Annotated in this window: 23 protein-coding genes; 13 read left to right on the top strand and 10 right to left on the bottom strand. The window is 70.2% G+C overall.

All coding sequences use genetic code 11. The features are described from left to right. Positions 1-44: 44 nt before the first annotated feature. Positions 45-1139 (bottom strand): pyridoxal-phosphate-dependent aminotransferase family protein, encoded by a 1095-nt coding sequence (locus ACYVGD_RS08085; protein WP_460742722.1) that lies wholly within the window; start codon positions 1137-1139, stop codon positions 45-47. A 142-nt stretch (positions 1140-1281) separates the two neighbouring features. Here ACYVGD_RS08085 and ACYVGD_RS08080 point away from each other — a divergent pair, with 142 nt between their 5' ends. Further along, positions 1282-2859 carry a DUF3352 domain-containing protein gene (locus tag ACYVGD_RS08080; protein WP_460742721.1) on the top strand — a complete coding sequence of 526 codons (1578 nt, stop codon included), beginning with the start codon at positions 1282-1284 and terminating at the stop codon, positions 2857-2859. A 37-nt stretch (positions 2860-2896) separates the two neighbouring features. After that, the gene (locus tag ACYVGD_RS08075) at positions 2897-3217 is read left to right on the top strand and encodes a putative quinol monooxygenase (protein ID WP_460742720.1); all 321 of its coding nucleotides are present in this window, start codon (positions 2897-2899) and stop codon (positions 3215-3217) included. Between the two features lie 5 nt (positions 3218-3222). Here the strand turns inward: ACYVGD_RS08075 and ACYVGD_RS08070 are convergent, their stop codons facing one another. Next, complete coding sequence (locus ACYVGD_RS08070; RefSeq protein ID WP_460742719.1) at positions 3223-4287, bottom strand: GNAT family N-acetyltransferase; 1065 nt, start codon at positions 4285-4287, stop codon at positions 3223-3225. A 66-nt stretch (positions 4288-4353) separates the two neighbouring features. Next, positions 4354-4581: a hypothetical protein gene (locus ACYVGD_RS08065; protein WP_460742718.1), complete on the bottom strand. Its 228-nt coding sequence runs from the start codon at positions 4579-4581 to the stop codon at positions 4354-4356. Positions 4582-4679: 98 nt separating this feature from the next. Here ACYVGD_RS08065 and ACYVGD_RS08060 point away from each other — a divergent pair, with 98 nt between their 5' ends. The 4 genes from ACYVGD_RS08060 to ACYVGD_RS08045 all read left to right on the top strand — a co-directional run bounded on the left by ACYVGD_RS08060 (position 4680) and on the right by ACYVGD_RS08045 (position 7954). Next, positions 4680-4862: a DUF5302 domain-containing protein gene (locus ACYVGD_RS08060; RefSeq protein ID WP_460742717.1), complete on the top strand. Its 183-nt coding sequence runs from the start codon at positions 4680-4682 to the stop codon at positions 4860-4862. A 3-nt stretch (positions 4863-4865) separates the two neighbouring features. Further along, positions 4866-5408, top strand: a complete 543-nt coding sequence (locus tag ACYVGD_RS08055; protein ID WP_460742716.1) for a YbaK/EbsC family protein — start codon at positions 4866-4868, stop codon at positions 5406-5408. 186 nt (positions 5409-5594) lie between these two features. Continuing rightward, a complete protein-coding gene (locus ACYVGD_RS08050) occupies positions 5595-6356 on the top strand; it encodes a sulfite exporter TauE/SafE family protein (protein WP_460742715.1) in 762 nt (253 codons plus the stop codon). 119 nt (positions 6357-6475) lie between these two features. Next, entirely contained in the window at positions 6476-7954 is a 1479-nt protein-coding gene (locus ACYVGD_RS08045; protein WP_460742714.1) for an aminotransferase class III-fold pyridoxal phosphate-dependent enzyme, read from the top strand. A gap of 10 nt (positions 7955-7964) precedes the next feature. Here the strand turns inward: ACYVGD_RS08045 and ACYVGD_RS08040 are convergent, their stop codons facing one another. The 6 genes from ACYVGD_RS08040 to ACYVGD_RS08015 form a co-directional block, all read right to left on the bottom strand. Beyond that, a complete protein-coding gene (locus ACYVGD_RS08040; RefSeq protein WP_460742713.1) occupies positions 7965-8720 on the bottom strand; it encodes an iron ABC transporter ATP-binding protein in 756 nt (251 codons plus the stop codon). Next, positions 8717-9769 (bottom strand): iron chelate uptake ABC transporter family permease subunit, encoded by a 1053-nt coding sequence (locus ACYVGD_RS08035; RefSeq protein ID WP_460742712.1) that lies wholly within the window; start codon positions 9767-9769, stop codon positions 8717-8719. The genes ACYVGD_RS08040 and ACYVGD_RS08035 overlap by 4 nt, the downstream gene beginning before the upstream one ends. Continuing rightward, entirely contained in the window at positions 9762-10754 is a 993-nt protein-coding gene (locus ACYVGD_RS08030) for an ABC transporter permease (RefSeq protein WP_460742711.1), read from the bottom strand. Before ACYVGD_RS08030 ends, ACYVGD_RS08035 begins: the two co-directional genes overlap by 8 nt. An 11-nt stretch (positions 10755-10765) precedes the next feature. Then, positions 10766-11758, bottom strand: a complete 993-nt coding sequence (locus ACYVGD_RS08025; RefSeq protein WP_460742710.1) for a siderophore ABC transporter substrate-binding protein — start codon at positions 11756-11758, stop codon at positions 10766-10768. 220 nt (positions 11759-11978) lie between these two features. Next, complete coding sequence (locus tag ACYVGD_RS08020) at positions 11979-14132, bottom strand: transketolase-like TK C-terminal-containing protein (RefSeq protein ID WP_460742709.1); 2154 nt, start codon at positions 14130-14132, stop codon at positions 11979-11981. Between the two features lie 249 nt (positions 14133-14381). Next, positions 14382-14936 (bottom strand): TetR/AcrR family transcriptional regulator, encoded by a 555-nt coding sequence (locus ACYVGD_RS08015; RefSeq protein ID WP_460742708.1) that lies wholly within the window; start codon positions 14934-14936, stop codon positions 14382-14384. 39 nt (positions 14937-14975) lie between these two features. On the opposite strand from ACYVGD_RS08015, the gene ACYVGD_RS08010 reads away from it, so the two are divergent. The 6 genes from ACYVGD_RS08010 to ACYVGD_RS07985 all read left to right on the top strand — a co-directional run bounded on the left by ACYVGD_RS08010 (position 14976) and on the right by ACYVGD_RS07985 (position 20288). Continuing rightward, positions 14976-16229 carry an acyl-CoA dehydrogenase family protein gene (locus ACYVGD_RS08010; RefSeq protein ID WP_460742707.1) on the top strand — a complete coding sequence of 418 codons (1254 nt, stop codon included), beginning with the start codon at positions 14976-14978 and terminating at the stop codon, positions 16227-16229. Next, positions 16226-17284, top strand: a complete 1059-nt coding sequence (locus ACYVGD_RS08005; RefSeq protein WP_460742705.1) for a phosphotransferase family protein — start codon at positions 16226-16228, stop codon at positions 17282-17284. The genes ACYVGD_RS08010 and ACYVGD_RS08005 overlap by 4 nt, the downstream gene beginning before the upstream one ends. Next, positions 17260-18015, top strand: coding sequence for an SDR family oxidoreductase (locus ACYVGD_RS08000; protein ID WP_460742704.1), 756 nt, complete (start codon positions 17260-17262; stop codon positions 18013-18015). Before ACYVGD_RS08005 ends, ACYVGD_RS08000 begins: the two co-directional genes overlap by 25 nt. Before the next feature lie 156 nt (positions 18016-18171). Further along, positions 18172-18390: an AbrB/MazE/SpoVT family DNA-binding domain-containing protein gene (locus tag ACYVGD_RS07995; protein ID WP_460742702.1), complete on the top strand. Its 219-nt coding sequence runs from the start codon at positions 18172-18174 to the stop codon at positions 18388-18390. A gap of 1 nt (position 18391) precedes the next feature. Then, positions 18392-19579, top strand: coding sequence for an acyltransferase family protein (locus ACYVGD_RS07990; protein ID WP_460742701.1), 1188 nt, complete (start codon positions 18392-18394; stop codon positions 19577-19579). A gap of 49 nt (positions 19580-19628) precedes the next feature. Then, positions 19629-20288 carry a hypothetical protein gene (locus tag ACYVGD_RS07985; RefSeq protein ID WP_460742700.1) on the top strand — a complete coding sequence of 220 codons (660 nt, stop codon included), beginning with the start codon at positions 19629-19631 and terminating at the stop codon, positions 20286-20288. 27 nt (positions 20289-20315) lie between these two features. On the opposite strand, the gene ACYVGD_RS07980 is transcribed toward ACYVGD_RS07985, so the two are convergent. Further along, positions 20316-20777, bottom strand: coding sequence for a PPOX class F420-dependent oxidoreductase (locus ACYVGD_RS07980; RefSeq protein WP_460742698.1), 462 nt, complete (start codon positions 20775-20777; stop codon positions 20316-20318). Positions 20778-20855: 78 nt separating this feature from the next. On the opposite strand from ACYVGD_RS07980, the gene ACYVGD_RS07975 reads away from it, so the two are divergent. Beyond that, on the top strand, positions 20856-21587 hold the full coding sequence (locus ACYVGD_RS07975) for an AAA family ATPase (protein ID WP_460742697.1): 732 nt from the start codon (positions 20856-20858) through the stop codon (positions 21585-21587). The last annotated feature ends 36 nt before the right edge of the window (positions 21588-21623 follow it).

The following is a 21623-nucleotide window of genomic DNA, read 5'->3' as shown; positions in this document are numbered from 1 at the left end:
TCGTGGCGCGGTCCAACAGGAAGACGTCCAATGTGCGCGAAACGTCAGCGTCCCAAGACCTTCTTCAGCGCCGCGAGCACCATCAGGGCACGCTCGGGCCGGGCGTTGTGGCCCATGAGGCCGATGCGCCACACAGTGGCCGCGTACGCACCGGCGCCCGCCCCGATCTCGATGTCGAACTCGTTGAGCAGGCGCCCCCGGACCTCGGCGGAGTCGACGCCCTCGGGGACCTTCACCGTGGTGAGCTCCGGCAGGCGCGAGCCCTCGGCGGCGAACAGCTCGAGGCCCATCTCCTGCAGGCCGTCCTGCAGCAGCCGGCCCGCGGCTTCGTGGCGGGCCCAGACGTTCTCGAGGCCCTCGTCGAGGATGCGGTCGAGCGCCGCGTGGAGGCTCGCGACCATGCCGGTGGGGGCGGTGTGGTGGTAGGTGCGGCCGCCGCCCTTGCCCTCGGGGTCGAGGTAGCCGCCGAGCAGGCCGAGGTCCAGGAACCAGGAGCGTGGGTCCTCGATGCGACGTGCGAAGGCGCGGTCGTTGATGGAGAACGGGGCGAGGCCCGGCGCGACGCCGAGGCACTTCTGGGTGCCCGCGTACGCGAGGTCGACGCCCCACTCGTCGAGCTTCAGCTCGATGCCGGCGATGGAGGTCACGGTGTCGGCGAGCAGCAGCGCGTCGCCCTTGCCGGCGCCGAGCGCGGCAATGTCCGAGCGCACACCGGTCGAGGTCTCGGCGTGGACGGCGCCGATCAGCTTGGGGGAGGGGTGGGCCAACAGCACGCGGTCGACGTCGACCGGCTGACCCCACTCGTGGTCGACGGCGACGACCTCGGCACCGCAGCGACGGGCGACCTCGCACATGCGCTGGCCGAACAGGCCGTTCACGGCCACGACCACGACGTCACCGGCGGTGACGGTGTTGACGAAGGCGGCCTCCATGCCGGCCGAGCCCGTGGCCGACAGCGGCAGCGTCCGTGCGTTCTGCGTGCCGAACACGCTCCGCAGCCCGTCGCAGGTCTCGTCCATCAGCGTGAGGAACTGGGGGTCGAGGTGGCCCAGCAGCGGCTGGCCAAGCGCCGAGACGGCCTCGGGGTAAGGGTTGCTGGGGCCCGGTCCGAGCAGGTGGCGATCAGCGATGTTCGTCATGTCGTCACGGTAACGCAGCGTGGGGCCCGCTCGGCGCGCTGTCCGCCCGTCACGGGTTGGTATCGGTCGTCCTCGCGGGCCACGAACGGACCTGTCCTCTCCCTACGCTGGCGACAGCACACGACTTCGGGGGGATGTCTACATGACCAACAACGGATGGCAGCAGCCGCAGCAGCCGCAGCAGCCCGGCAACCAGGGCGGCTGGCAGCCGCCGCAGCAGGGGTACGCGCCGCAGCCTGGGTACGCGCCGCAGGCAGGTCCTCAGGCATACCCGCAGCAGCAGGGTGCGTACGCCGGTCCGGCCACGCAGCCACCGAAGAAAGGGATGCCCACGGGTGCCAAGGTCGGCATTGGAGTCCTGGCGCTCGCCGTCGTGGCCGGGGGTGGCTACGCCATCGCCAGCCCGCTGCTGGGCGGCGGTGACGTCGCGACCGCCTCAGTCGCCCCGTCGGACGCGATCCTGCACGTCGACCTAGACCTGGCGCCCGGCGCCAGCCAGTCGCTGGAGATGGTGCGCTTCGGCATGAAGTTACCGAGCGTCCGCGAGGGGCTGAAGCTCAACGAGGGCACCGACCTGAAGAAGTCGCTGGTCGACTCGGTGCTCGAGAGCGCGGGCTGCGAGAAGGCGATGACCTACGAGAACGACGTGAAGCCGTGGATGGGTGACCATGCCGCGATCACCATGCGACGGGGCAGCAAGTCTCCCATCGTGGTCGTCCAGTCCAAGGACGAGAAGAAGGCCCGTGCCGCGGCGCAGGCCATGGCGAAGTGCAACTCCGGCTCGTCGGCCATGGGGATCGCGTACGTCAAGGACCACCTCGTGCTCGCTGAGGACCAGGCCGCGGCGGACGGGTACGGCGCGGTCAAGGAGAAGCTGGTCGACAACAAGGTCTACACGGAGGACATGGGCAAGCTCGGCACCACCGGGCTCGCCACGGCATGGTTCGACCAGGCCGGCCTCCAGGAGGTCGCGACCGAGATGGGCAGCGACCTTGGCGACGCAGGCAAGACCGGTGCCGACTCGGTGCGCTCGGGTGCCGCCACCCTGCGCTTCTCCGGGGGCAACCCCGAGATCGCGATGGTCGCCAAGAGCCTCAGGCCCGTGGCCAAGGCCAAGACCGACATCGGTGAACTGCCGGGCGACGCGGCGATCGCGGTGGGCATCGCGAACGGCAAGGAGATGGTCCCGCAGATCGTCGAGGCCGCCGGCGGCGAGGACGCGCTCAGCGACAGAGGGCTCAGCCGCGCTGACCTCGAGACCCTCCTCGGTGAGGACCTGCGCCTCAGCATGGGCAACCTCGACTTCGCCAAGGCCTCGTCGACCGACCCGAAGCGCCTTCCGATCGGTGTGGGGATCAAGACTGACAAGGCGAAGCTCAAGGCCCTGATCGACAAGCTGAGCGCCGGCGGCGAGTTTCCCGTGTCCCAGGTCGAGGAGGGGGGCATGGTCTACCTGTCGCCGAACCAGGCGTACGCCACCTCGATGGCCAGGCCGACGAAGAAGCTCAAGGACAACGAGAACTTCAAGAAGGCAGTGGCCGACGTCGACTCCGCCCAGACCGCGGTCTACGTCGACCTCGCAGCGTTCAAGGCTCAGCTGGGCAAGTCGATGTCGGCGAAGGACCGTGCCGACCTCGAGGCGCTCCAGGCCCTCGGCCTGTCGGCCTCCAGTTCCGGCGACGACTACCAGAAGGGCACCCTCCGGCTCACCGCGAAATGACCGCTAGCCTGAGGGCCCACAACCCGAAGGAGGCACCATGATCGCCATAGTCGTCAAGTGGCCCGTCAAGCCGGAACACGCCGAGCAGTGGCCCGAGATCAGCCGTGAGTTCACCGAGGCCACGCGCGCCGAGGACGGCTGCCTGTGGTTCGAGTGGTCTCGCTCGCTCGACGAACCAAACACCTACGTGCTCGTCGAGGCGTTCCGCGACGGCGACGCCGGCGCAGCCCACACGTCGTCCGACCACTTCGCGAAGGCGATGTCGACGCTCGGGGCGTACGTCGCCGAGCGCCCGAAGGTCGTGTCGGTCGAGGCCCCCGGCGACGGCTGGAACGAGCTGGGCGAGCTGGAGCTCTGAGCCGTTCAGCCGGTGGTGAAGTCCTCCTTGGGCTCCACCACCGGCTTGCCCAGGGTGGCGTGCCACGACTCGGTGCGATGGTCCTCGACCCAGCACATCGAGCGGTAGATGCCGTCGGCGCCCGTGGGGGAGTCGGCGTCGACCTCGAGATCAACGCGGTCGCGGCCACGCTCCGCCGCGTCGGCGATCACGGTATGGAGCAGGGCCTTCGCGATGCCGCGGCCGCGGGCCGAGCGGTGGACGCCGATGTAGTCGACATAGCTGCCGGCCACACCCTGCGCATCGGGTGGCAGCACCGACGACACGACCGCACCGCCGGGGAACCACTGGCCGTCGAGCTCGAACTCCGCGAGCCACCAGTGGTCCCAGCGGTGCCCGCCGCTCTCGAGCATGCGGACGAGGAACTCGGGGAACGACTCCCGGTAGGAATTGAAGTGGTCGGCGAACGACTCCTCCAGCATGATGTGGACCGTCTGCAGGTCGGTCGCCAGCGGCGTCCCGTCGGCGTGCGTGCGGACCGGACGGATGCGTACGCCAGGACGCGGACCGGGCAGCGACGTCGCCTCCTCGGGCGAGACCGGGCGGGTCAGCTCGAGCCAGGTGCGGGCCCGCGTGAAGCCCGCGCGCTCCAGCCAGCTGCGCATGCGCGTGTCGTCGGCGTACGTCACGAAGTCGAGCGTCGTGCCGTCGAGGCCACGCACGCGCGCCAGTCGCCGTGCCGCCGCCCGCACCCACTCCAGCAGCGGCAGCGCCACGGCGTCCGCGTCGTGGAGGTCGGGGGAGACGAACACGTCGACGTTTGTGCGGCCGGCGGCACGGTCGTGCGCGTACGCCCAGGCCACGAGCTCGCCGTCGCGGGTGACAATGACCTGCCGGCGAGTCCACGACGCGGGGCCGGCCACCTGGGACTCGATCGCTCGGGGGTCGATGCCGGCGTCGTCACCGCGGACGCGACGCCGTTGGGCGAGGACCAGCGCCTGCACCGCGGGGATGTCATCGAGGCCGGGCTGGCGGGCCCGAAAAGTCGGCGGCAGCTCGGGCGGGGCGAGCGGAGGGATCGGGTTCGTCACTCACCGCATTATTCCTGCGGTGCGGTCGACCGGGCGGGGCGGGGCGTGGCCGAACGGCTGGGGGCCTCAGGATCGCCCGGCGGGACGGACCTGCTCGGCGGCCACGATCGCGCTGCGAAGCTCGCCGTCGACCCACGCCACCTGGGCCGCCCACAGGTCGCCCACGCGGATCCAGTCGACCAACAACCCGGGCAGCCACGTGTCGCCCCTGCGCACCTCGACGTGACGCGTCGAGGGTGCATGCGTCACCCGCTCACCGAGCGAGCCGAAGTCGGAGCGGGTGCGGGACGACATGCCGACCACGCTAAGGAGGTCCCCAGACAGTTTCGGACGCCCACGACTCGGGGGTGGACGACGTGGTGGGGTCGTGCTCCCCTGTGCCACAGTGAGACATGACCAACGACACGTCGGCCACGCCCGACCCCAAGGAGCAGATGCGCCAGGCCCTGGAGCGCAAGAAGGCCCAGAACCACGGCGGCGGCGAGAACCACACGGAGGTCCAGCGCTCAACCGGGGCCGCCCACGGACCCGCTGCCGGCAAGAAGCAGTTCACGCGCCGCAAGGCGGGTGGCTGAGCAGTGCCGATCGAGCGTGCCCGTGAGGCGTTGGCGGCCCACGGGCTCGCCGACCGCGTCCGGGAGACCGAAGGCTCGAGCGCGACGGTCGAGCTCGCCGCCGCGGCGATCGGTTGCGACCCGGCCCGCATCGCGAAGAGCCTGACGTTCCTCGTCGACGAGGCGCCGGTGATGATCGTGTTCGCCGGTGACGCGCGTGTCGACAACCGCGCGTTCAAGGAGAGCTTCGGGACGAAGGCTCGCATGATCCCCGGCGACCGTGTCGAGGAGCTCATCGGCCATGCGCCCGGCGGCGTGTGCCCGTTCGGCGTCAACCCCGGCGTACCCGTCTACCTGGACGAGTCGTTGCGGCGCTTCGACGTGGTCTACCCGGCCGCGGGCTCGGCCAGCAGCATGGTCGAGCTGTCGCTCGCGGAGCTCGAGCAGGCCTCCGGCTCCGTCGGGTGGGTGCCGGTCGCGAAGCTGCCGGACGCCGACCAGCACCAGCCGTCGGCTCCAGTGCGCGCGGCCGAAGTTGCGGTCGCCGATATCCGCACACCGACGTGAGGATCGTCTCGCTTGGGTGTGCGGCGACGGCGGGGCTGACCACGGCGCCCATGCGCCCAGCACGAGAGAACGCCGGGAGATCGTCATGACTGCGAGCTTGGGGCCCGGCCCGCGACAGGGCACGGGGGGTTGTCGGAAACCTGCGGACCGGTGGGCGTCGGCGCGTACGCCTGCCAGACTGCTGTGATGACCTGGCTCGAACAACTGGCGGTCCTGGCCGCCGGACTCGGCGCGGGCATCCTCACCTCGACGGTAGGCGTGGCCTCACTGCTGTCGTTCCCCGTGCTGGTGGGCCTCGGCCTCCCGCCGGTGGTGGCCAACGCCTCCAACACCGTCGGCCTGACCCCCGGCGCGCTGAGCGGTTCGTGGGGTTACCGCGAGGAGTTGCGTACACATCCCCGCGTCACCGCCACGGTGATGGCCACCAGCGGGCTGGGGGCGATCGTGGGCGCGCTGCTCCTGCTGCGCCTGCCCGGGTCGGTGTTCGAGGCGCTCGTCCCGTGGCTGATCCTCGGCACGTGCGTGCTCGTCGGGCTGCAGCCGCGCCTCTCGGCGTGGCTGCGACGGCGGTCGGGTCACGAGGGGGAACGGCTGGTCCCGGGCCCGGTGACGACGTTCTTCGCAGCGCTGACCGGCGTCTACGGCGGCTACTTCGGTGCGGGCTCGGGCGTGATGATGCTCGCCGTGCTCGCGCTGGGGCTCGACCTCGACCTGCGCATCGTGAATGCGCTCAAGACGCTGGCCGTGTTCGCCTCGAACCTCGTCGCGACGGCGATCTTCATCGTGATGGCCGACCTCGACTGGATGGTTGTGGTGTTCCTGGCCGCCGGGTCGGTGGTCGGCGGGCTCGTCGGCGCGCGCATCGGCAAACGGTTGAACCCTGCCGTGCTGCGGGCCCTCGTGGTGGTGGCTGGTGCCACCGCCGCCGTCGCCATGCTGCTGCGCTAGCCCTTCACGCACCCTTGAGCTATGTGATAGTTATGGCTTGCCTCACACAATGCGTGAGATCATCCCGCTCTTTCGCGTAATAACGCGAACTTCTGCACCGATCACCGGAGGTTGCCCCCATGACTGCCATCACGCTGCCGCTCGCCCCGCTGCGCGCCCACGACGGCGTACGCCGCACCGAGGGCCTCCCCGACGATGTTCTGGAGCGGTTCGCTTTCGACGACGACCTCAAGGCGGCGGTCGAGGCGGCCGCCGCCGCGTACGCCGACCAGCGCGACGAGCTGGCCGACGTGCTCGACCTCGACGAGGAAGCCCAGGTGCAGGCCCTCCAGGCCGGGTTCGTGAACTTCTACGCGGCGGGGTCGGTTAACCCCTACGTCGCGCTGGCGGCGCGCGGGCCGTGGATCGTGACCCTCAAGGGTGCGGTCGTCTACGACACCGGCGGCTACGGCATGGTGGGCTTCGGTCACGCCCCCGAGCCCGTCATGGAGGCGCTGGCCCGCCCGCAGGTGATGGCCAACATCATGACGCCGAACACGTCCCAGCGCCGCTTCGACGCCGCGCTGCGCGCCGAGATCGGCCACTCGATCGGCGGCTGCCCGTTCGCCCGGTTCATGTGTCTGAACTCCGGCTCCGAGGCCGTCGGGCTGGCAGCCCGCATCGCCGACATCAACGCGTGGGACAAGGTGCGCCCCGGTGGCCGCTTCGCCGGTCGCGCGGTCAGGCGTGTCGTGGTCGAGGGGGCCTTCCACGGCCGTACCGACCGTCCGGCGATCTATTCGCACTCGTCGCGCGAGACCTACGTCGAACACCTCGCCTCGTTCCAGGGCGAGGATTCGCTGGTCGTCATCGACCCCTACGACATCGACCAGCTCGAGCGCGCCTTCGCCGAGGCCGACGAGCACGGCTGGTTCATCGAGGCCGTCTTCCTCGAGCCCGTCATGGGCGAGGGCGACCCCGGCCGTGGCGTGCCACCGGAGTTCTACGCCGCCGCCCGTCGCCTGACGCGCGAGCACGACAGCCTGCTGCTGGTCGACTCGATCCAGGCGGGACTGCGTACGCACGGCGTGCTGTCGATCGTCGACTACCCGGGCTTCGAAGGCCAGGAGGCCCCGGACATGGAGACCTACTCCAAGGCGCTCAACGCCGCGCAATTCCCGCTATCGGTCCTCGCCGTCACCGAGCGCGCCGCCGCCATGTACCGCACCGGCGTGTACGGCAACACCATGACGACCAACCCGCGCGCCCTCGACGTCGCCTGCGCCACGCTCGGGATGCTCACCGGCGACGTACGCGCCAACATCGCCGAGCGCGGCCGCCAGGCCCTCGACCTGCTCGAGGCGCTCAAGGACGAGCTGGGCGGGGCCATCACCAAGGTGCAGGGCACCGGCCTGCTGTTCTCGTGCGAGCTGTCCGACGCGTACGCCTGCCACGGCTTCGGCTCGACCGAGGAGTGGCTGCGCATGCAGGGACTCAACGTCATCCACGGCGGCGAGAACTCGCTGCGCTTCACGCCGCACTTCCGCATGACCGCCCAGGAGGTGGAGCTCGTGGTCGAGATGGTCGGTCGCGCGCTGCGCGAGGGACCGCGTCGCTGAGCGCACCCCCTCAGTAGTAGGAGGCCAGGCGCCCGCGCGGCCCGTCGATGACGTGCACGGGGGTGTTGAAAACGCGGGTCAGCACCTCGTCGGCCATGATCTCGTCGGGCGTGCCGAACTCGACGACGCGCCCGTCCTTGACCGCGCAGATGTGGTCGGCGTAGTGGGCGGCGAAGTTGATGTCGTGCAGCACGATCACGATGGTGCGGCCGAACTCGTCGGCGGCGGCGCGCAGGTGCTTCATCATCTGCACCGAGTGCTGCATGTCGAGATTGTTCAGCGGCTCGTCGAGCAGCACGTGGTCGGTCTCCTGCGCCAGGACCATCGCGACGTACGCGCGCTGGCGCTGCCCGCCGGAGAGCTGGTCGAGGTAGCGGTGCTCGAGCTCGGTGAGGTCGAAGAAGTCGATGCAGCGGCTGATGACCTCCTCGTCGCCCTCGGTCAGGCGTCCCTTCGAGTGGGGGAACCGGCCGAAGCCGACGAGCTGGCGCACGGTCAGGCGCGTCACGTAGTGGTTCTCCTGGCGCAGGATGGAGACGATCTTCGCCAGGTCGGCCGACCGCGTGCTCGACACGTCGTAGCCGGCGATGTCGATGGTGCCCTGGTCGAGGTCGAGCAGGCGCCCGATCATCGTCAGCAGCGTGGACTTGCCGGCGCCGTTGGGGCCGACGAGCGCGGTGATCCCGCTCGAGGGGATCTGGATGTCGACGGGCCCGATCTGGACCTCGGAGCCGTAGCGCTTGGCGACGTCGGTGAGCGTGATCACAGGCGACCCTTCTTCAGCAGGACGAACAGGAAGACCGAGCCGCCGACGAGCTCGATGATGACCGACACGGCGCCGCCGGCGTAGAAGACGTGGTTCATCACGAAGTAGGCGCCGGTCAGCACCAGGAAGCCGCACAGCGCGGCGACCGGGAGCACGTAGCGGTGGTCGTGGGTGTCGGCGAGCTGGTACGCCAGCGTGGCGACCAGGAAGCCCAGGAAGGTCATCGGGCCGACCATCGCCGTGGAGACGGCCATCAGCACCGAGACCAGGAACAGGATGCGGATCGTCTCGCGGCGGTGGTCGAGGCCGAGCCCGATGGTGGCGTCGCGGCCCAGGGCGAGCACGTCGAGCCGGCGCGACGACATCAGGATCGCGCCACCGGCGAGCAGGCACAGCGGGATCGCGTACGGCAGGTAGCCGGCGTGGGCGTTGGAGATCGAGCCGAACAACCGCGCGGTGAGGACGTCGAACTCGCTGGGCGAGAGCATGCGCCGCATGAACGACGAGACCGATCCCAGGCCGCCCCCGATGACGATGCCGATGAGCAGCATCACCTGGAGGTTCGCGTACCGGCCCGACAGGAGCCAGCCGTACAGCGCCAGCGACAGGCCGACCATGAGCGCGACCTGCACCAGGAACTGCGTGGTGCCCGTCAGCGCGACCAGGCCGGCGACGCCGAACGCCCAGACGGCGGTGGTCTGGACCGCGACGAACAGCGACTCGAAGCCCATGATCGACGGGGTGATGATGCGGTTGGTGGTGACGGTCTGGAACGCCACGGTGGCGAGCGCCTGGCAGCAGGCGACCAGCGCCATGACGACGACGGTGGTGGAGCGGCGCTCGGCGATGAGCCAGAAGCCCCGCGAGCCGACCGGCATGGGGTTGGCCCAGGCCAGCAGGCCGAAGGTGAACAGGGCGGCGGCCACGGCCAGGCCGGCGACGACCAGGAGGTAGCGGCGGCGGGCGGCCGGGGTGGCGAAGGCGCCCGACGTGCGGTGGGACGGGGTCGTACGCCGGATGGTCTCGGGACGCGTCAGGGTGTCAGCCACGGCGGGACCTCAGCAGGAGGGTGACGAAGACGACGGCGCCGACGACGCCGAGGATCAGGGAGACCGGGATCTCGAAGGGCATGATGATCGTGCGCCCGATCAGGTCGCAGACGGTGACGATCGCGATGCCGAGCAGGCACACCCACGGCAGGTTCGAGCGCAGGTCGTCGCCGCGGAACAGCGAGACGATGTTCGGGACGACCAGGCCGAGGAACGGCAGGTTGCCGACGACGACGGTGACGGTTCCCGTGGCGACGGCGACCAGGCCGGTGCCGAGGAGGATGATGCGGTCGTAGTCGACGCCGACGTTGGTGGCGACGTCCTTGCCGAGGCCCGCCACGGTGAGGCGGTCGGCGAGCACGAACACGGCGACGGCGACGAGCCCGACCACCCACAGCACCTCGTACTGCCCGCGGATCGCGGCGACGAAGCTGCCGGCGAACCAGACGCCGAGCGTCTGCAGGGCGTTGAACTGCAGGGCCAGAAAGCTCGAGAACGCGCTGACGACCGCGCCGAGCATGATGCCGACGATGGGCACGATCAGCGACGAGCGCAGCGTGACGCGGCGCAGGAACGCGAAGAACACCAGCGTGCCCACGAAGGCTGCGGCGACGGCGCCCACCATGCGTGTCATCAGCGAGGCGTCGGGGGCGAGCAGCATGACCGCGAGCAGTCCCAGCCCGGCCCACTCGGTCGTGCCCGTCGTCGTCGGCTCGACGAACCGGTTCTGGGTCAGCAGCTGCATCACCAGGCCGGACATCGCCATCGCCGCGCCGGCGAGCACGAGGGCGATGGTCCGGGGGATGCGGGTGATGGCGAACATCTCGCCGCCGTCCTCGGCGCCGAAGACGTTGTAGACGCCGGTCATCAGCGAGAGCGCCAGCAGCGCGAGCGCCCCGACGATGCCCAGGACGAGCCAAGGGTCGACGAGGCGGTTACGCGTTCGCGTACGGGTGGTGGTCCCGTCGGGTGCGAGGGTGGCCATCGGGGACCGCGTCAGCTGTTCTTTTCGAGCGCGTCGGCGAGGGTGTTGAGGAACTCGGTGTAGGTCTGGATGCCCTCGTTGGTGTAGGTGTCGTTGGGCATGTAGACGACCTTCTGGCCCTTGACGGCGTTGACGTTCTTCAGCGCCTCGGTGCCCTCGATGACCTCCTTCGCGGGCTTCGACTTGCCCTGCGTGCTGGAGATCGCGGCGTCGCGGTCGAGGACCAGGATCCAGTCGGGGTTCGACTGGGCGATGGCCTCCACCGACACGTCGTCGCCCTGGTGGTCGTTGGTGGCCTTCTCGACCTTCAGTGCAGGCTCGAAGCCGAACATGTCGAAAAGCGGGCCGAGCGTACGGCCCTTGGACGGCGCCACGTAGCCGATCTTGCCGCCGGACACGTTGACGGCCATGACCTTCGTGCCGGGCCTGTAGGAGTTCTTGACGCGCGCGATCGCGGCATCGAGGTCGGCGTTGAGTCGGTCGGCCTCGGCGGTCTTTCCGAAGATCTGGCCCAGGGCGGAGGTCTGGCGCTTCAGCTCGGCGTCGAGCGGCTGGCCCTCGCGCGGGTCGAGGTCGAGGATCGTGGCGTCGGGGGCGAGCTTCTTGAACTCGTCGTACTTGGTCGCGAAGCGCTGGCCGTTGATGATCAGCGACGGCTCGGCGGCGACGACAGACTCCATCTTCGGCGCGGTGTGGGTGCCGAGGTCGACGATCGCCTCGTCGGTCTTGTAGGGGTTCGTGGTGGGCATGAGGCCGCGCGGAGCCGCCGCGAGCTTCACGTTCCAGGCCTGCAGGGTCTCGAACGTGCGGTTGTCGGTGGAGACGACCGACTTCGGCGGGGTGGTGACCTTCTGCTCGCCGCGATTGTCCGCGATCGTCACCGTCGTCCCCGGGTTCGAGGCCGGGGAGGTGGCCTGCTGGGTGCCGCCGCAGGCCGACAAGAGCAGCACGCCGGCGAGGGAGGCGGCCGCGAGGACGCGTGGGGAACGGTGCGCGAGGGACATGGGGGACTCCTGCTGTCTCGGGGTGACGGCCTAGTAGGTAAGGCTGCCCTAATCAATCCTTGGTGAGGGTAGCCTTATCTGAGTCGCAGGAATTTGCAAGTCGTCGTTCCCGCAGGGCGAGCCACGAAGCAAGATCCGTGCTTGAGGGCTCATGGAATCGGTCCGGGAATCGGCGTACCGGACCAGTGAGTGCACGCGCGAAGGTCCGCGGGTCCCTGGGTCAGCGGTGGGTGAGGTCCAGCGCCGCGTTGACGATCGCCACTTCGTCGAGCCCATGGAGCGCGTACGCGTCCTCCAGCCGGCTCGACTGGCCGAACTCCGTGACGCCCAGGCTGTGTACGGGGACGCCTTGGATCGCGCCGAGGAACGACAGCGCGTGCGGGTGCCCGTCGAGCACGGTCACCAGTGGCGCGCCGCCGCGCCCGGGGAACAGGCGCTGCGCCACGCCGGTGGTGGCGCCGGTCAGCGGCGAGGGCTCCCCGCGCCAGTCGCGGTGGACGAGGTCGGCGCTGGTGAGGCACAGCACGCCGGCGCGTACGCCCATGCCGGCCAGGCGCTCCGCGGCCTCGACCACCTGTGGCATCACCGCGCCCTGACCGACGAGCGTCACCTCGTCGTCCGCGCCACCGCGCAGGCGGTAACCACCCTCGAGCACGTGGCGTCGTCGGCGCTCCAGCAGCAGGTCGTCGGTCGGGAGACCGGCGAGCGTCTGGTCGACGGGGCGGGTCGAGAGGCGGAAGTACGCCGAGGTGCCGTCCGGCACGCCTACGCGGTCCATCGCGGCGAGCATGGTCCACTCGAGGTCCTTGGCGAACGCGGGCTCCCAGGCGACGCACTCGGGTAGGCCTATGCCGATCGACGGGGTGACGATCGACTGGTGTGCGCCCCCTTCCGGCGCCAGGGTGACGCCCGACGGCGTGGCGACCAGGATCGACTGGCCACCGGCGTACATGCCGTAGCGCCACGGCTCGAGCGCGCGCTCGACGAAGGGGTCGTAGAGCGTGCCGATGGGGATGAGGCGCTCGCCCCAGCGCGACCAGGTCGTGCCGAGCTCGCCGAGGAACGACACGAGGTTGACCTCGGCGATGCCGAGCTCGATGTGCTGGCCGTTGGTGCCCTCGACCCAGCGCAGCAGGCGTTGCCGGTCGTCGTCGAACCAGTCGTGGCGTGGCACCGCCGACCATACGCCGTTGAGGTTGATCCAGCCGCCAAGGTTGGTCGACGACGCGACGTCGGGGGACGTCGTGACGATCCTGGCGGCCACGTCGGGTGCGTCGCGGGCGATGTCGCGCAGGAACCTGCCGAGGACGGCCTGGGTGGAGATGCGGTCGGCGTACCTGTGGACCATCGTCGCTGGCACATGCAGGGCGGACGCCTCGTCGACGGGTTCGCGCTCGAGGCGTTCGGCCGTCGCGGCGCACAGGTCGGCCTCGGGCGTCCCCTCGCTGAAGCGCACCCACGGGTTTTCGATGCTCATGCCCAGGCGGGCGGCGAGCTCGTCGACCTGCTCCGGCGACAGCAGCGCGGAGTGGTTGTTGGGGTGGCCCTCGGTCGGCAGGCCTCGCCCCTTGATCGTGTACGCGAAGACCGCGGTCGGACGGTCGTCGTCGACGCGCGAGAACGCGTCGAGGAGCTCGTCGAAGTCATGGCCGCCGAGGTCGCGGACCAGGGCGGGCCACTCGTCGTCGGGGATCGAGCCGACGATGCGCGTGAGCCCGGCCGACGGCTCGGCGCCGAGCAGGCGGCGGACGAGCTCTGCGGGCGACGGCGTACGCAGCAGCCGCTGGTACTCCTCGTTCGGCATCAGCGTCAGGCGCTCGCGCAGCGCGGCGCCACCGTCGGGCCGGTCGAAGACCTCCTTGATGCGGCGACCCCAGTCGAGGATGATCACCTGCCAACCGGATGCCTCGAACATGCGGGTGAGGCGCTGGACCTGGACATCGGGCACGACGCGGTCGAGCGACTGGCGGTTGAGGTCGATGACCCAGATGACCTCGCCGAGCGAGCTGGTGTGGGGATCGCCGAGCGCCTCCCAGATGGCGCCCTCATCGAGCTCGGCGTCACCCACCAGGCTGATGAAGCGGCCGCCGGCGGGCGTCGACTCGAAGCGCGATGTGAGGTAGCGGTGCGACAGCGCCGCCCAGATCGGCGCGGTGGCGCCGATGCCGACCGAGCCGGTGGAGAAGTCGACCTGGTCGGGATCCTTGCGGCGCGACGGGTAGGACTGCAGGCCACCCAGCTGGCGGAACCGGTCGAGGTACGCTGCGTCCAGGCCGCCCAGCAGGTGGTTGATCGCGTGGAGCACCGGCGAGGCGTGCGGCTTGACCGAGATGCGGTCCTCGCGCTCGAGCTCGGCGAACCACAGGGCGACCATGATGTGACCATCGACGCCGAGGAGGCCTGGTGGCCGCCGATCTTGACGCCCGTGCCGGGCCCCTGGCGGTTCGCGCCGTCGACGATCGCGGTCGCGAGCCACAGCACCCGCTCGCTGATCGCGCGCAGCGTTGCGTTGTCGGGGCGGGGTTTGGTCGGCTGTTCCTGGTGCATCGGGGCTTCTGGGTCGTCGGTGCCGCCGATCATGCCACGTGGTGCCCCGCTGGTCATGCCACGTGGTCCCGACCGGTCATGCCGTGCGGTCGGCCTGGGCCAGGGCGGCGAGTGCGCGTACGCAGTGTCGGGCGACCTCGTCCTGTTCCTGCCTCGACCCCGGGGCGGTGAGCAGCAGGCCCCGGTCTTCGACGTACGCCAACCAGGCGTGCACGACCTCGCGAGAGGCGTCGGTGTGGGGGAGGGCCACCTCGGTGAGCATGGCGCGCAGGTTCTCGGCGGTGTCGGGCTCGGTCTGGCCGAAGACCAGAGGGACGTAGGAGTCACGTCGGCGCCGGATCTGGCTGAGGTAGCGGTCGACGATCTGGCGCAGCGCCTCGGTGCCGGTGGCTTCGTCGTCGGGCGCGACGTTGCGGGCCACGCGGCGCGCGGCGGCGCGCAGCACCTCGCGGTGGAAGTCGGTCTTGGTGGCGAAGTAGTGGAACAGCAGCGTCCGGGAGATCCCCGCCTCGCGGGCCACGGCGTCGACCGAGAGCTGTTCGATGGGCTTCTCGACCAGCATGCGCAGCCCGATCCCCACGAGCTGGCGGCGGCGCTCGTCGGGGGTGAGTCGGGACTTCTTCTCGGCCATGCTGTTGAGCATTGCTCAATAACGTGTCACGATCAAGTCATGGACCTCTCACCGAGCACCCGAGGCGCCCAGCTGCTCGCCGCCGTCGACGACTTCCTGGCCACCGAGGTGGAGCCCCTCGAGGCGAAGATCGACTTCCCGTCTCGTCGCCGCGCTCCTCGACCGGAGAGCGGAGGGGAGGGCGCACGTCGCGACGACGGCACCTTCTGGGACGTCGACCCGCGCATCGACGAACTCAAGGCGAAGGCGCGCGAGCGTGGCCTGTGGAACCTGTTCCTGCCCGCCGACCACGGCGGCCTCAGCAACGTCGATTACGCACGCATCGCCGAGCGCAGCGGCCGGTCGTTCCTCGCGCCGATCGTGCTGAACTGCAACGCGCCCGACTCCGGCAACATGGAGGTCCTGCTGAAGTACGGCTCGGCCGAGCAGCAGGAGCAGTGGCTCGAGCCGCTCCTCGCCGGCGAGATCAGGAGCGCCTTCCTCATGACCGAACCCGGCGTCGCCTCGTCGGACGCCACGACGATGGAGGCCACCGCCCGCCTCGACGGCGACGAGGTCGTCCTCGACGGCCGAAAGTGGTGGTCGTCGGGAGCCGGCCATCCCGACTGCAAGGTAGGCATCTTCATGGGGGTCACCGACGCCGACGCCGACAAGCACCACCGCCACTCCATGGTCATCGTGCCCATGGACGCCCCCGGCGTACGCGTCGAGCGCATGCTCCAGGCGATGGGGCAGTGGGACGAGCCGCTGGGTCATGGCGAGGTATCGCTGACGGGCGTACGCCTGCCCGCATCCAACATCATCGCGGGACCCGGCCGTGCGTTCGAGATCGCCCAGGGGCGCCTGGGGCCGGGCCGCGTCCACCACTGCATGCGCCTCATCGGTCTGGCCGAGAACGCGCTCGAGCTCGCCATCCGTCGTGGTCTGTCACGCGAGGCGTTCGGGAAGAACCTCATCGACCTCGGCGGCAACCGCGAGCGCATCGCCGAGGCGCGCATCCGCATCAATCAGGCCCGCCTGCACGTCCTCCACGTCGCATGGCTCCTCGACACCGATGGAGTACGCGGTGCCGCTTCCGGTGTCTCCGAGATCAAGGCCGCGGTGCCACGCATGGCCTGCGACGTCATCGACATGGCCATCCAGCTCCACGGCGGCCAGGGCATGTGCCAGGACGCACCGCTGGCCATGGCGTACGCCGCCGCGCGCTCACTGCGGCTCGCCGACGGCCCCGACGAGGTCCACCTCAACCAGGTGGCCCGCCATGAGCTCAAGAAGTACAGGGAGGCACGATGACAAGCGCCGCCAACGAGCCCCGCGACGTCCGCGACGAGGACGCTTTCGTCGCCGCCGCCGTCGCCGACTGGCTGCGCGGCCAAGGCGTCGACGTGGCGGGTGAGCCCGGCGTGCGCCAGTTCTCCGGGGGCGCGTCGAACCTGACCTACCAGCTGACGTGGCCCGACCGTGAGCTCATCCTGCGCCGCCCGCCGGCCGGGACGAAGTCGCGGGGTGCCCACGACATGAAGCGTGAGCACGACCTGCAGGCCGCGCTGGCCGGTGGGTTCGCGCTGGTGCCGCGCATGGTCGCGTACTGCGGCGACGAGTCGGTGATCGGCTCGGAGTTCTACGTGATGGAGAAGGTGCCGGGGCTGATCCTGCGCCGCGACATGCCCGCCGACATCACCGAGGACCAGGTGCGCACGCTGTGCGAGCGTGCCGTCGACACGCTCGCCGACCTGCACGCGGCCGACGTCGAGGCGCTCGGCCTGGGCGGGCTGTCGCGCGGCGACGGCTACGTTCGGCGCCAGGTCGAGGGCTGGGCGAAGCGGTACGCGGCCGCGCGTACGCCGGACGTCGGCGACTACGAGGCAGTGATCGGGTGGCTGCGGGACAACCAGCCCGGCGACGTGGGCCAGTGCCTCATCCACAACGACTTCCGCTTCGACAACCTCGTGCTCGACGAGGCCGACCCGACCACGATCCGCGGCGTCCTCGACTGGGAGCTCGCGACCGTCGGCGACCCGCTGATGGATCTCGGCTCGTCGCTGGCGTACTGGGTCGAGGCCGGTGACGACAAGGTCTTCCAAGCCTTCCGTCGCCAGCCGACGAACGCGCCCGGCATGCTCACCCGCGCCGAGGTGGTGGAACGCTACGCCGCGCGGACGGGGCTCACCGTGACCCCGCAGCAGTGGCGGTTCTACGACGTCTTCGGGCTGTTCCGGCTCGCCGGGATCGCCCAGCAGATCCACTACCGGTACTTCCACGGACAGACGACCAACGAGGCCTTCGCTGAATTCCGGCAGGCCGTGATCTATTTGGAGCAGCGATGCCTCGCACTGATGAACGCCTGACCACCCTGATCACCGGGGCCTCGTCCGGGCTCGGCGCCGAGATGGCCCGCCAGCTCGCCGCGAAGGGTTGCGACCTCGCCCTGTGCGCCCGCCGCGTCGACCGCCTCGACGCGCTCGCGGCCGACCTCGAGAAGACCTACGGCGTGAAGGTCACCACCCACGCGCTCGACGTCGCCGACCACGAGGCCGTCTCACGGGTGTTCCGCGATGCGGACACCGCCCATGGAGGGATCGCGCGCTTCATCGCCAACGCGGGGGTCGGCGGCGGCGCGACGATCGGCAAGGGCAAGGCCGAGGCCAACCGGATGGCGGTGCAGACCAACCTCATCGGCACGTTGAACCAGTGCGAGTCGGCGCTGGAGCTGCTGCGTCCCCGCGGGCGTGGACACCTCGTGCTCGTGTCGTCGATGTCGGCGCTGCGCGGCATGCGCAAGTACTTCAACATCTATGCCGCCACCAAGGCCGCCGTCGCGCGCATGGGCGAGGGCCTGGCCGCCGAGCTGGACGGCACCGGCATCGACGTGTCCGTGCTCTACCCGGGCTACATCCGCTCGGAGATGAACGAGGGCGCCGACGTGCCGTTCATGGTCGACACGCAGACGGGCGTGCGCGCCATGGTCGCCGCAATGGAGGCGCGGAAGACGAAGGCGTTCGTCCCGGCGTGGCCGTGGGTGCCCATGGGGTTCGTGCTCTCCCATGCGCCCATGCGTGTGGTGAAGAAGATCGTCTGACCGGGCGCGCCAGAGCCCGGGACACGCTCGCCGGCCGTCCCGCCGTGCGCGAACGTCGCCGTCGTCACGCCGATGGCCTCGCGGGTGCGGACATGGCCGTCTCGGTGACGGGTGGGATGAGTTACACTTTTCCTACTGGTTCACCTAGGAGGAGTCATGAATCCACCCGGCAAGCACGCGGCGACGGTCGTCGTCGGCGAAAAGGGACAGATCGTCATCCCGAAGGCCGCCCGCGACCTCTACGGGATCAAGCCCGGCGACACGTTGCTGGTCCTCGCCGACCGGGACCAGGGCATCGCGATCGTCCACCCCGACAGGTTCCAGCAGTTCATCGACACCGTCCTGCCCGGCGTGGGCCCCGAGCCGGAGGCCTGACATGTCCGCCCGGACCGTCACCACCGAGACGACGGCCGCACCCCGTCAGCGCATCCACGGCCTCGACGCGCTCCGCGGGGCCGCGCTGCTCCTCGGGATCGTGCTGCACGGACTGCTCGCCTATGTCCCGAGCTTCCCGTGGCTCGTCACCGACACCCGCACCTCTCCCGTCGCCGGCGTCCTGTCCATGTGGATCCACCTGTTCCGGATGCCGCTCTTCCTCTTCCTCGCGGGTTTCTTCGCGCGCATGTCGGTGGGGCGCCGCGGAACGGCGTCCTTCGTCAAGGACCGGCTGAAGCGGATCGGGCTCCCGTTCGTCGTGTTCGCACCCCTGATGCTCATCGCCCTGATCGCCGTGGGGGCGCTCACCTACGCGGGTCAGGGGGTCCCGCCTCCCGAGCCGCCGCCCGGCGTACCCCTGTGGCTGCTGATCCTGTCGCCCGGTCACCTCTGGTTCCTGTGGACGCTGCTCCAGCTGTACGCCGTGGTCCTGGTCGCCCGCGCCCTCGTGGGGCGGTACGCCTGGGCCGAGCGGTCCGGTGTGCTCCTGGGTGACCTGCTCACCAGACCCGGGGGTGTCCTGGTGCCCGCCGCCACCTACTGGGCCGGCCTGGAGCTCTCGCACAAGATCATCGGCGGCCCCGTCACCCTGCTCCCCGAGCTGCCCTCGAGCATCGCCTTCCTCGGCGCGTTCCTGACTGGCTGGTTCTGCTGGGGGCGGGAAGAGGCGCTGCCCCGACTGATGAGGTCGTGGCCCGTGCACCTCCTCCTCGCGCTCGCGACCACATCGCTGCTCGTGGTGCGTGGGGGCGCCGAGTTCAACATGGAGTCCACCGTGACGCCCTGGTGGATGCGCCTGGTCGTGGCCGTGGCCGTGTGGGCGTGGTGCTACGGCTTCCTCGGCATGTTCGCGCAGCTGTTCGCCGCCGAGAGCTTCGCCGCCCGCTACGTCGCCGACGCCTCCTACTGGATGTACATCGTGCACCTGCCCCTCGTGGTCCTCGCCCAGTTCCTGCTGCTCGGCTCGCCGCTGCCGTGGCTGCTCAAGTCGCTGGTCGTCATCGTCGGGTGCACGCTCGTCCTGCTCGGCAGCTATCACCTGCTGGTCCGCTCGACGTGGCTCGGCAAGTGGCTCAACGGCCGGAAGTACCCCTGGGTCGGGTGGTGGCCCAGGCCGCCGCACTCCTAGGACCGACGCGGTCTCGGAAGGTCGAGGCGACCGCCGTCTCCCGCGGGGCATGAACCGACGAGCCGCCAAGATGGGGGACCATGTCGACTTTCAAGAGTGCTGTCCTGACCGCCAGGTGGCCGCGTGCCTGGTCGCCGCCGGCTGCTCCGGCGGAGGCGACGGCGTACCGCTCCCGGAGGGCCTCGCCCCGGAGAAGGGCAAGCCGTCGCTGTCCGATCCGGCGAAGAACCCGGATCCGAGCGCGTCGAAGGAACATCGGATGGGCGACCAGATCCGCTACCGCCTGGAGAACGAGGTCCTGCAGCAGTCCGCCCTGGACAGACCGATCAGCGCGACGTGCACGCCGACGGGGAACAAGCAGTACGAATGCACGGTCACCTACGCCGGCCAGCCGATCCGCCACAAGGTCCAGGTCACCAAGGAGAGCGCTGCGCTGATCACGTTCGTCGTGCCCGAGCGCGACGTCGTCGTGACCTCCCGCGGCGTCCAGCTGGCGATGCTGAAGGCCGTGCAGGAAGCGGGCGCGCGCGGCCAGAAGTACTCCGACGTGCGCTGTGCCGCCGACCTTCCCGAGGTCCAGGTCGTGCCGAAGAACACGCGCCTGGACGAGAAGCCGGCCTGCTCGGTCAAGAAGGACGGGGCACTTGGCGGCCGTGAGAACTTCTTCGTCACCGCCATGGACAGCGGGGTGTCGGTCTTCCACAAGTGAGCCCGCGGCCGGGCGCAGGTCTCCCGGTCAGGCGAGCCGGGCAGGCAACCCGCCCGTGGCGACCGGGCCCCACGACGTGGGTGTGACCCGGATGAGGGACTTGCCCTGGTCGACCATCGCCTTCCGGTAGTCGTCCCAGTCGGAGTGCTCGCCGGCGATGTTGCGGAAGTACTCGACGAAAGGCTCCACGTCGTCGGCCGCGTCCACCACGTCGGCGGTGCCGTCGACCTGCACCCAGGCGTCGTTCCACTCGTCGGAGAGCACGACGACGCTCACGTCCGCGCGGGCGCGGGCGTTGCGGGTCTTCGCACGTTCGGGGTAGGTCGCGATCACGATCCGGCCGGAGTCGTCGACCCCGCCGGTGACGGGCGACGCCTGTGGGGAGCCGTCGCCGCGGCGGGTGATCAGCAGCATGTGGTGACGCGGGCGGACGAACTCCAGCAGCCCGTCGAGGTCGACGGAGGTGTTGGTGGCGATCTGGCGTGGCATGGGCGCTCCTTCGGTCAGGTCCATGCCTACCCGACGACCGGACGGGTCGTGTCGGTGGGGTCGCGTACCGTCTGTCGCGTGATCGACGACTGGCAGGTGGCGCGCCCCGTGCGACGGGTGAGGGCGCGCGACGACGTGACCGTGGGACGCCTGTGGCCCCACACCGTCCCAGCCGTACGCCAGCTCCTCACCGAGGGGCTCGACCTGGGGCAGGCCACGGTGCTGGTCGGCGACAACGGCACGGGCAAGTCGACGATCGTCGAGGCGCTGGCCGCGGCGTACGGCCTGAACCCGGAGGGCGGCTCCGCCGGTGCGATGCACCAGACCGCGGCCACCGAGTCACCGCTGGCCGACGACCTGCGCGTCGAGCGGGGAGCGGGCGCGTCGAAGGACGGGTTCTTCCTGCGCGGGGAGACGATGCACGGCTACTACACCTATCTCGAGTCGATCGGCTCGCCCGGGCTCCACCACATGAGCCACGGCGAGTCGTTCCTCGAGATCGTCGAGACCCGCTGCTTCGCCCGCGGCGGCCCGCGCCCCGGGCTCCACGTGTTCGACGAGGCCGAGTCGGCGCTGTCGTTCGGGTCGTCGCTGCGGCTGCTGGCCATGATGATCGACCTGATGGCCGAGCCGAAGGCCCAGCTCGTCGTGGCGACCCACTCACCGGTGCTGGCGGCTCTGCCGGGCGCGCGGATCCTCGAGCTCGACGGCGACGGGTTCCACGAGACCGTGTGGGAAGACCTGTCGCTCGTCGTCGACCAGCGACACTTCCTGCGCGACCCGCAGGCTTTCCTGCGCCACCTGCGGTGAACGGGCCTCAGCGGATGCCGTGCTTCTCCTTGTGGG

This window comes from Mariniluteicoccus endophyticus (assembly GCF_054780035.1).
The sequence above is the reverse complement of the archived record's forward strand: the minus strand, read 5'-3'. Positions and strand labels throughout refer to the sequence as shown.

Excerpts from the sequence above, each read along its gene's own strand:
- ACYVGD_RS08085 (WP_460742722.1), bottom strand. The coding sequence starts at position 1,139 with ATGACGAACATCGCTGATCGCCACCTGCTCGGACCGGGCCCCAGCAAC.
- ACYVGD_RS08080 (WP_460742721.1), top strand. The coding sequence starts at position 1,282 with ATGACCAACAACGGATGGCAGCAGCCGCAGCAGCCGCAGCAGCCCGGC.
- ACYVGD_RS08075 (WP_460742720.1), top strand. The coding sequence starts at position 2,897 with ATGATCGCCATAGTCGTCAAGTGGCCCGTCAAGCCGGAACACGCCGAG.
- ACYVGD_RS08065 (WP_460742718.1), bottom strand. The coding sequence starts at position 4,581 with ATGTCGTCCCGCACCCGCTCCGACTTCGGCTCGCTCGGTGAGCGGGTG.
- ACYVGD_RS08060 (WP_460742717.1), top strand. The coding sequence starts at position 4,680 with ATGACCAACGACACGTCGGCCACGCCCGACCCCAAGGAGCAGATGCGC.
- ACYVGD_RS08050 (WP_460742715.1), top strand. The coding sequence starts at position 5,595 with ATGACCTGGCTCGAACAACTGGCGGTCCTGGCCGCCGGACTCGGCGCG.
- ACYVGD_RS08045 (WP_460742714.1), top strand. The coding sequence starts at position 6,476 with ATGACTGCCATCACGCTGCCGCTCGCCCCGCTGCGCGCCCACGACGGC.
- ACYVGD_RS08030 (WP_460742711.1), bottom strand. The coding sequence starts at position 10,754 with ATGGCCACCCTCGCACCCGACGGGACCACCACCCGTACGCGAACGCGT.
- ACYVGD_RS08025 (WP_460742710.1), bottom strand. The coding sequence starts at position 11,758 with ATGTCCCTCGCGCACCGTTCCCCACGCGTCCTCGCGGCCGCCTCCCTC.
- ACYVGD_RS08020 (WP_460742709.1), bottom strand. The coding sequence starts at position 14,132 with ATGGTCGCCCTGTGGTTCGCCGAGCTCGAGCGCGAGGACCGCATCTCG.
- ACYVGD_RS08015 (WP_460742708.1), bottom strand. The coding sequence starts at position 14,936 with ATGGCCGAGAAGAAGTCCCGACTCACCCCCGACGAGCGCCGCCGCCAG.
- ACYVGD_RS08010 (WP_460742707.1), top strand. The coding sequence starts at position 14,976 with ATGGACCTCTCACCGAGCACCCGAGGCGCCCAGCTGCTCGCCGCCGTC.
- ACYVGD_RS08005 (WP_460742705.1), top strand. The coding sequence starts at position 16,226 with ATGACAAGCGCCGCCAACGAGCCCCGCGACGTCCGCGACGAGGACGCT.
- ACYVGD_RS08000 (WP_460742704.1), top strand. The coding sequence starts at position 17,260 with ATGCCTCGCACTGATGAACGCCTGACCACCCTGATCACCGGGGCCTCG.
- ACYVGD_RS07995 (WP_460742702.1), top strand. The coding sequence starts at position 18,172 with ATGAATCCACCCGGCAAGCACGCGGCGACGGTCGTCGTCGGCGAAAAG.
- ACYVGD_RS07990 (WP_460742701.1), top strand. The coding sequence starts at position 18,392 with ATGTCCGCCCGGACCGTCACCACCGAGACGACGGCCGCACCCCGTCAG.
- ACYVGD_RS07985 (WP_460742700.1), top strand. The coding sequence starts at position 19,629 with ATGAACCGACGAGCCGCCAAGATGGGGGACCATGTCGACTTTCAAGAG.
- ACYVGD_RS07980 (WP_460742698.1), bottom strand. The coding sequence starts at position 20,777 with ATGCCACGCCAGATCGCCACCAACACCTCCGTCGACCTCGACGGGCTG.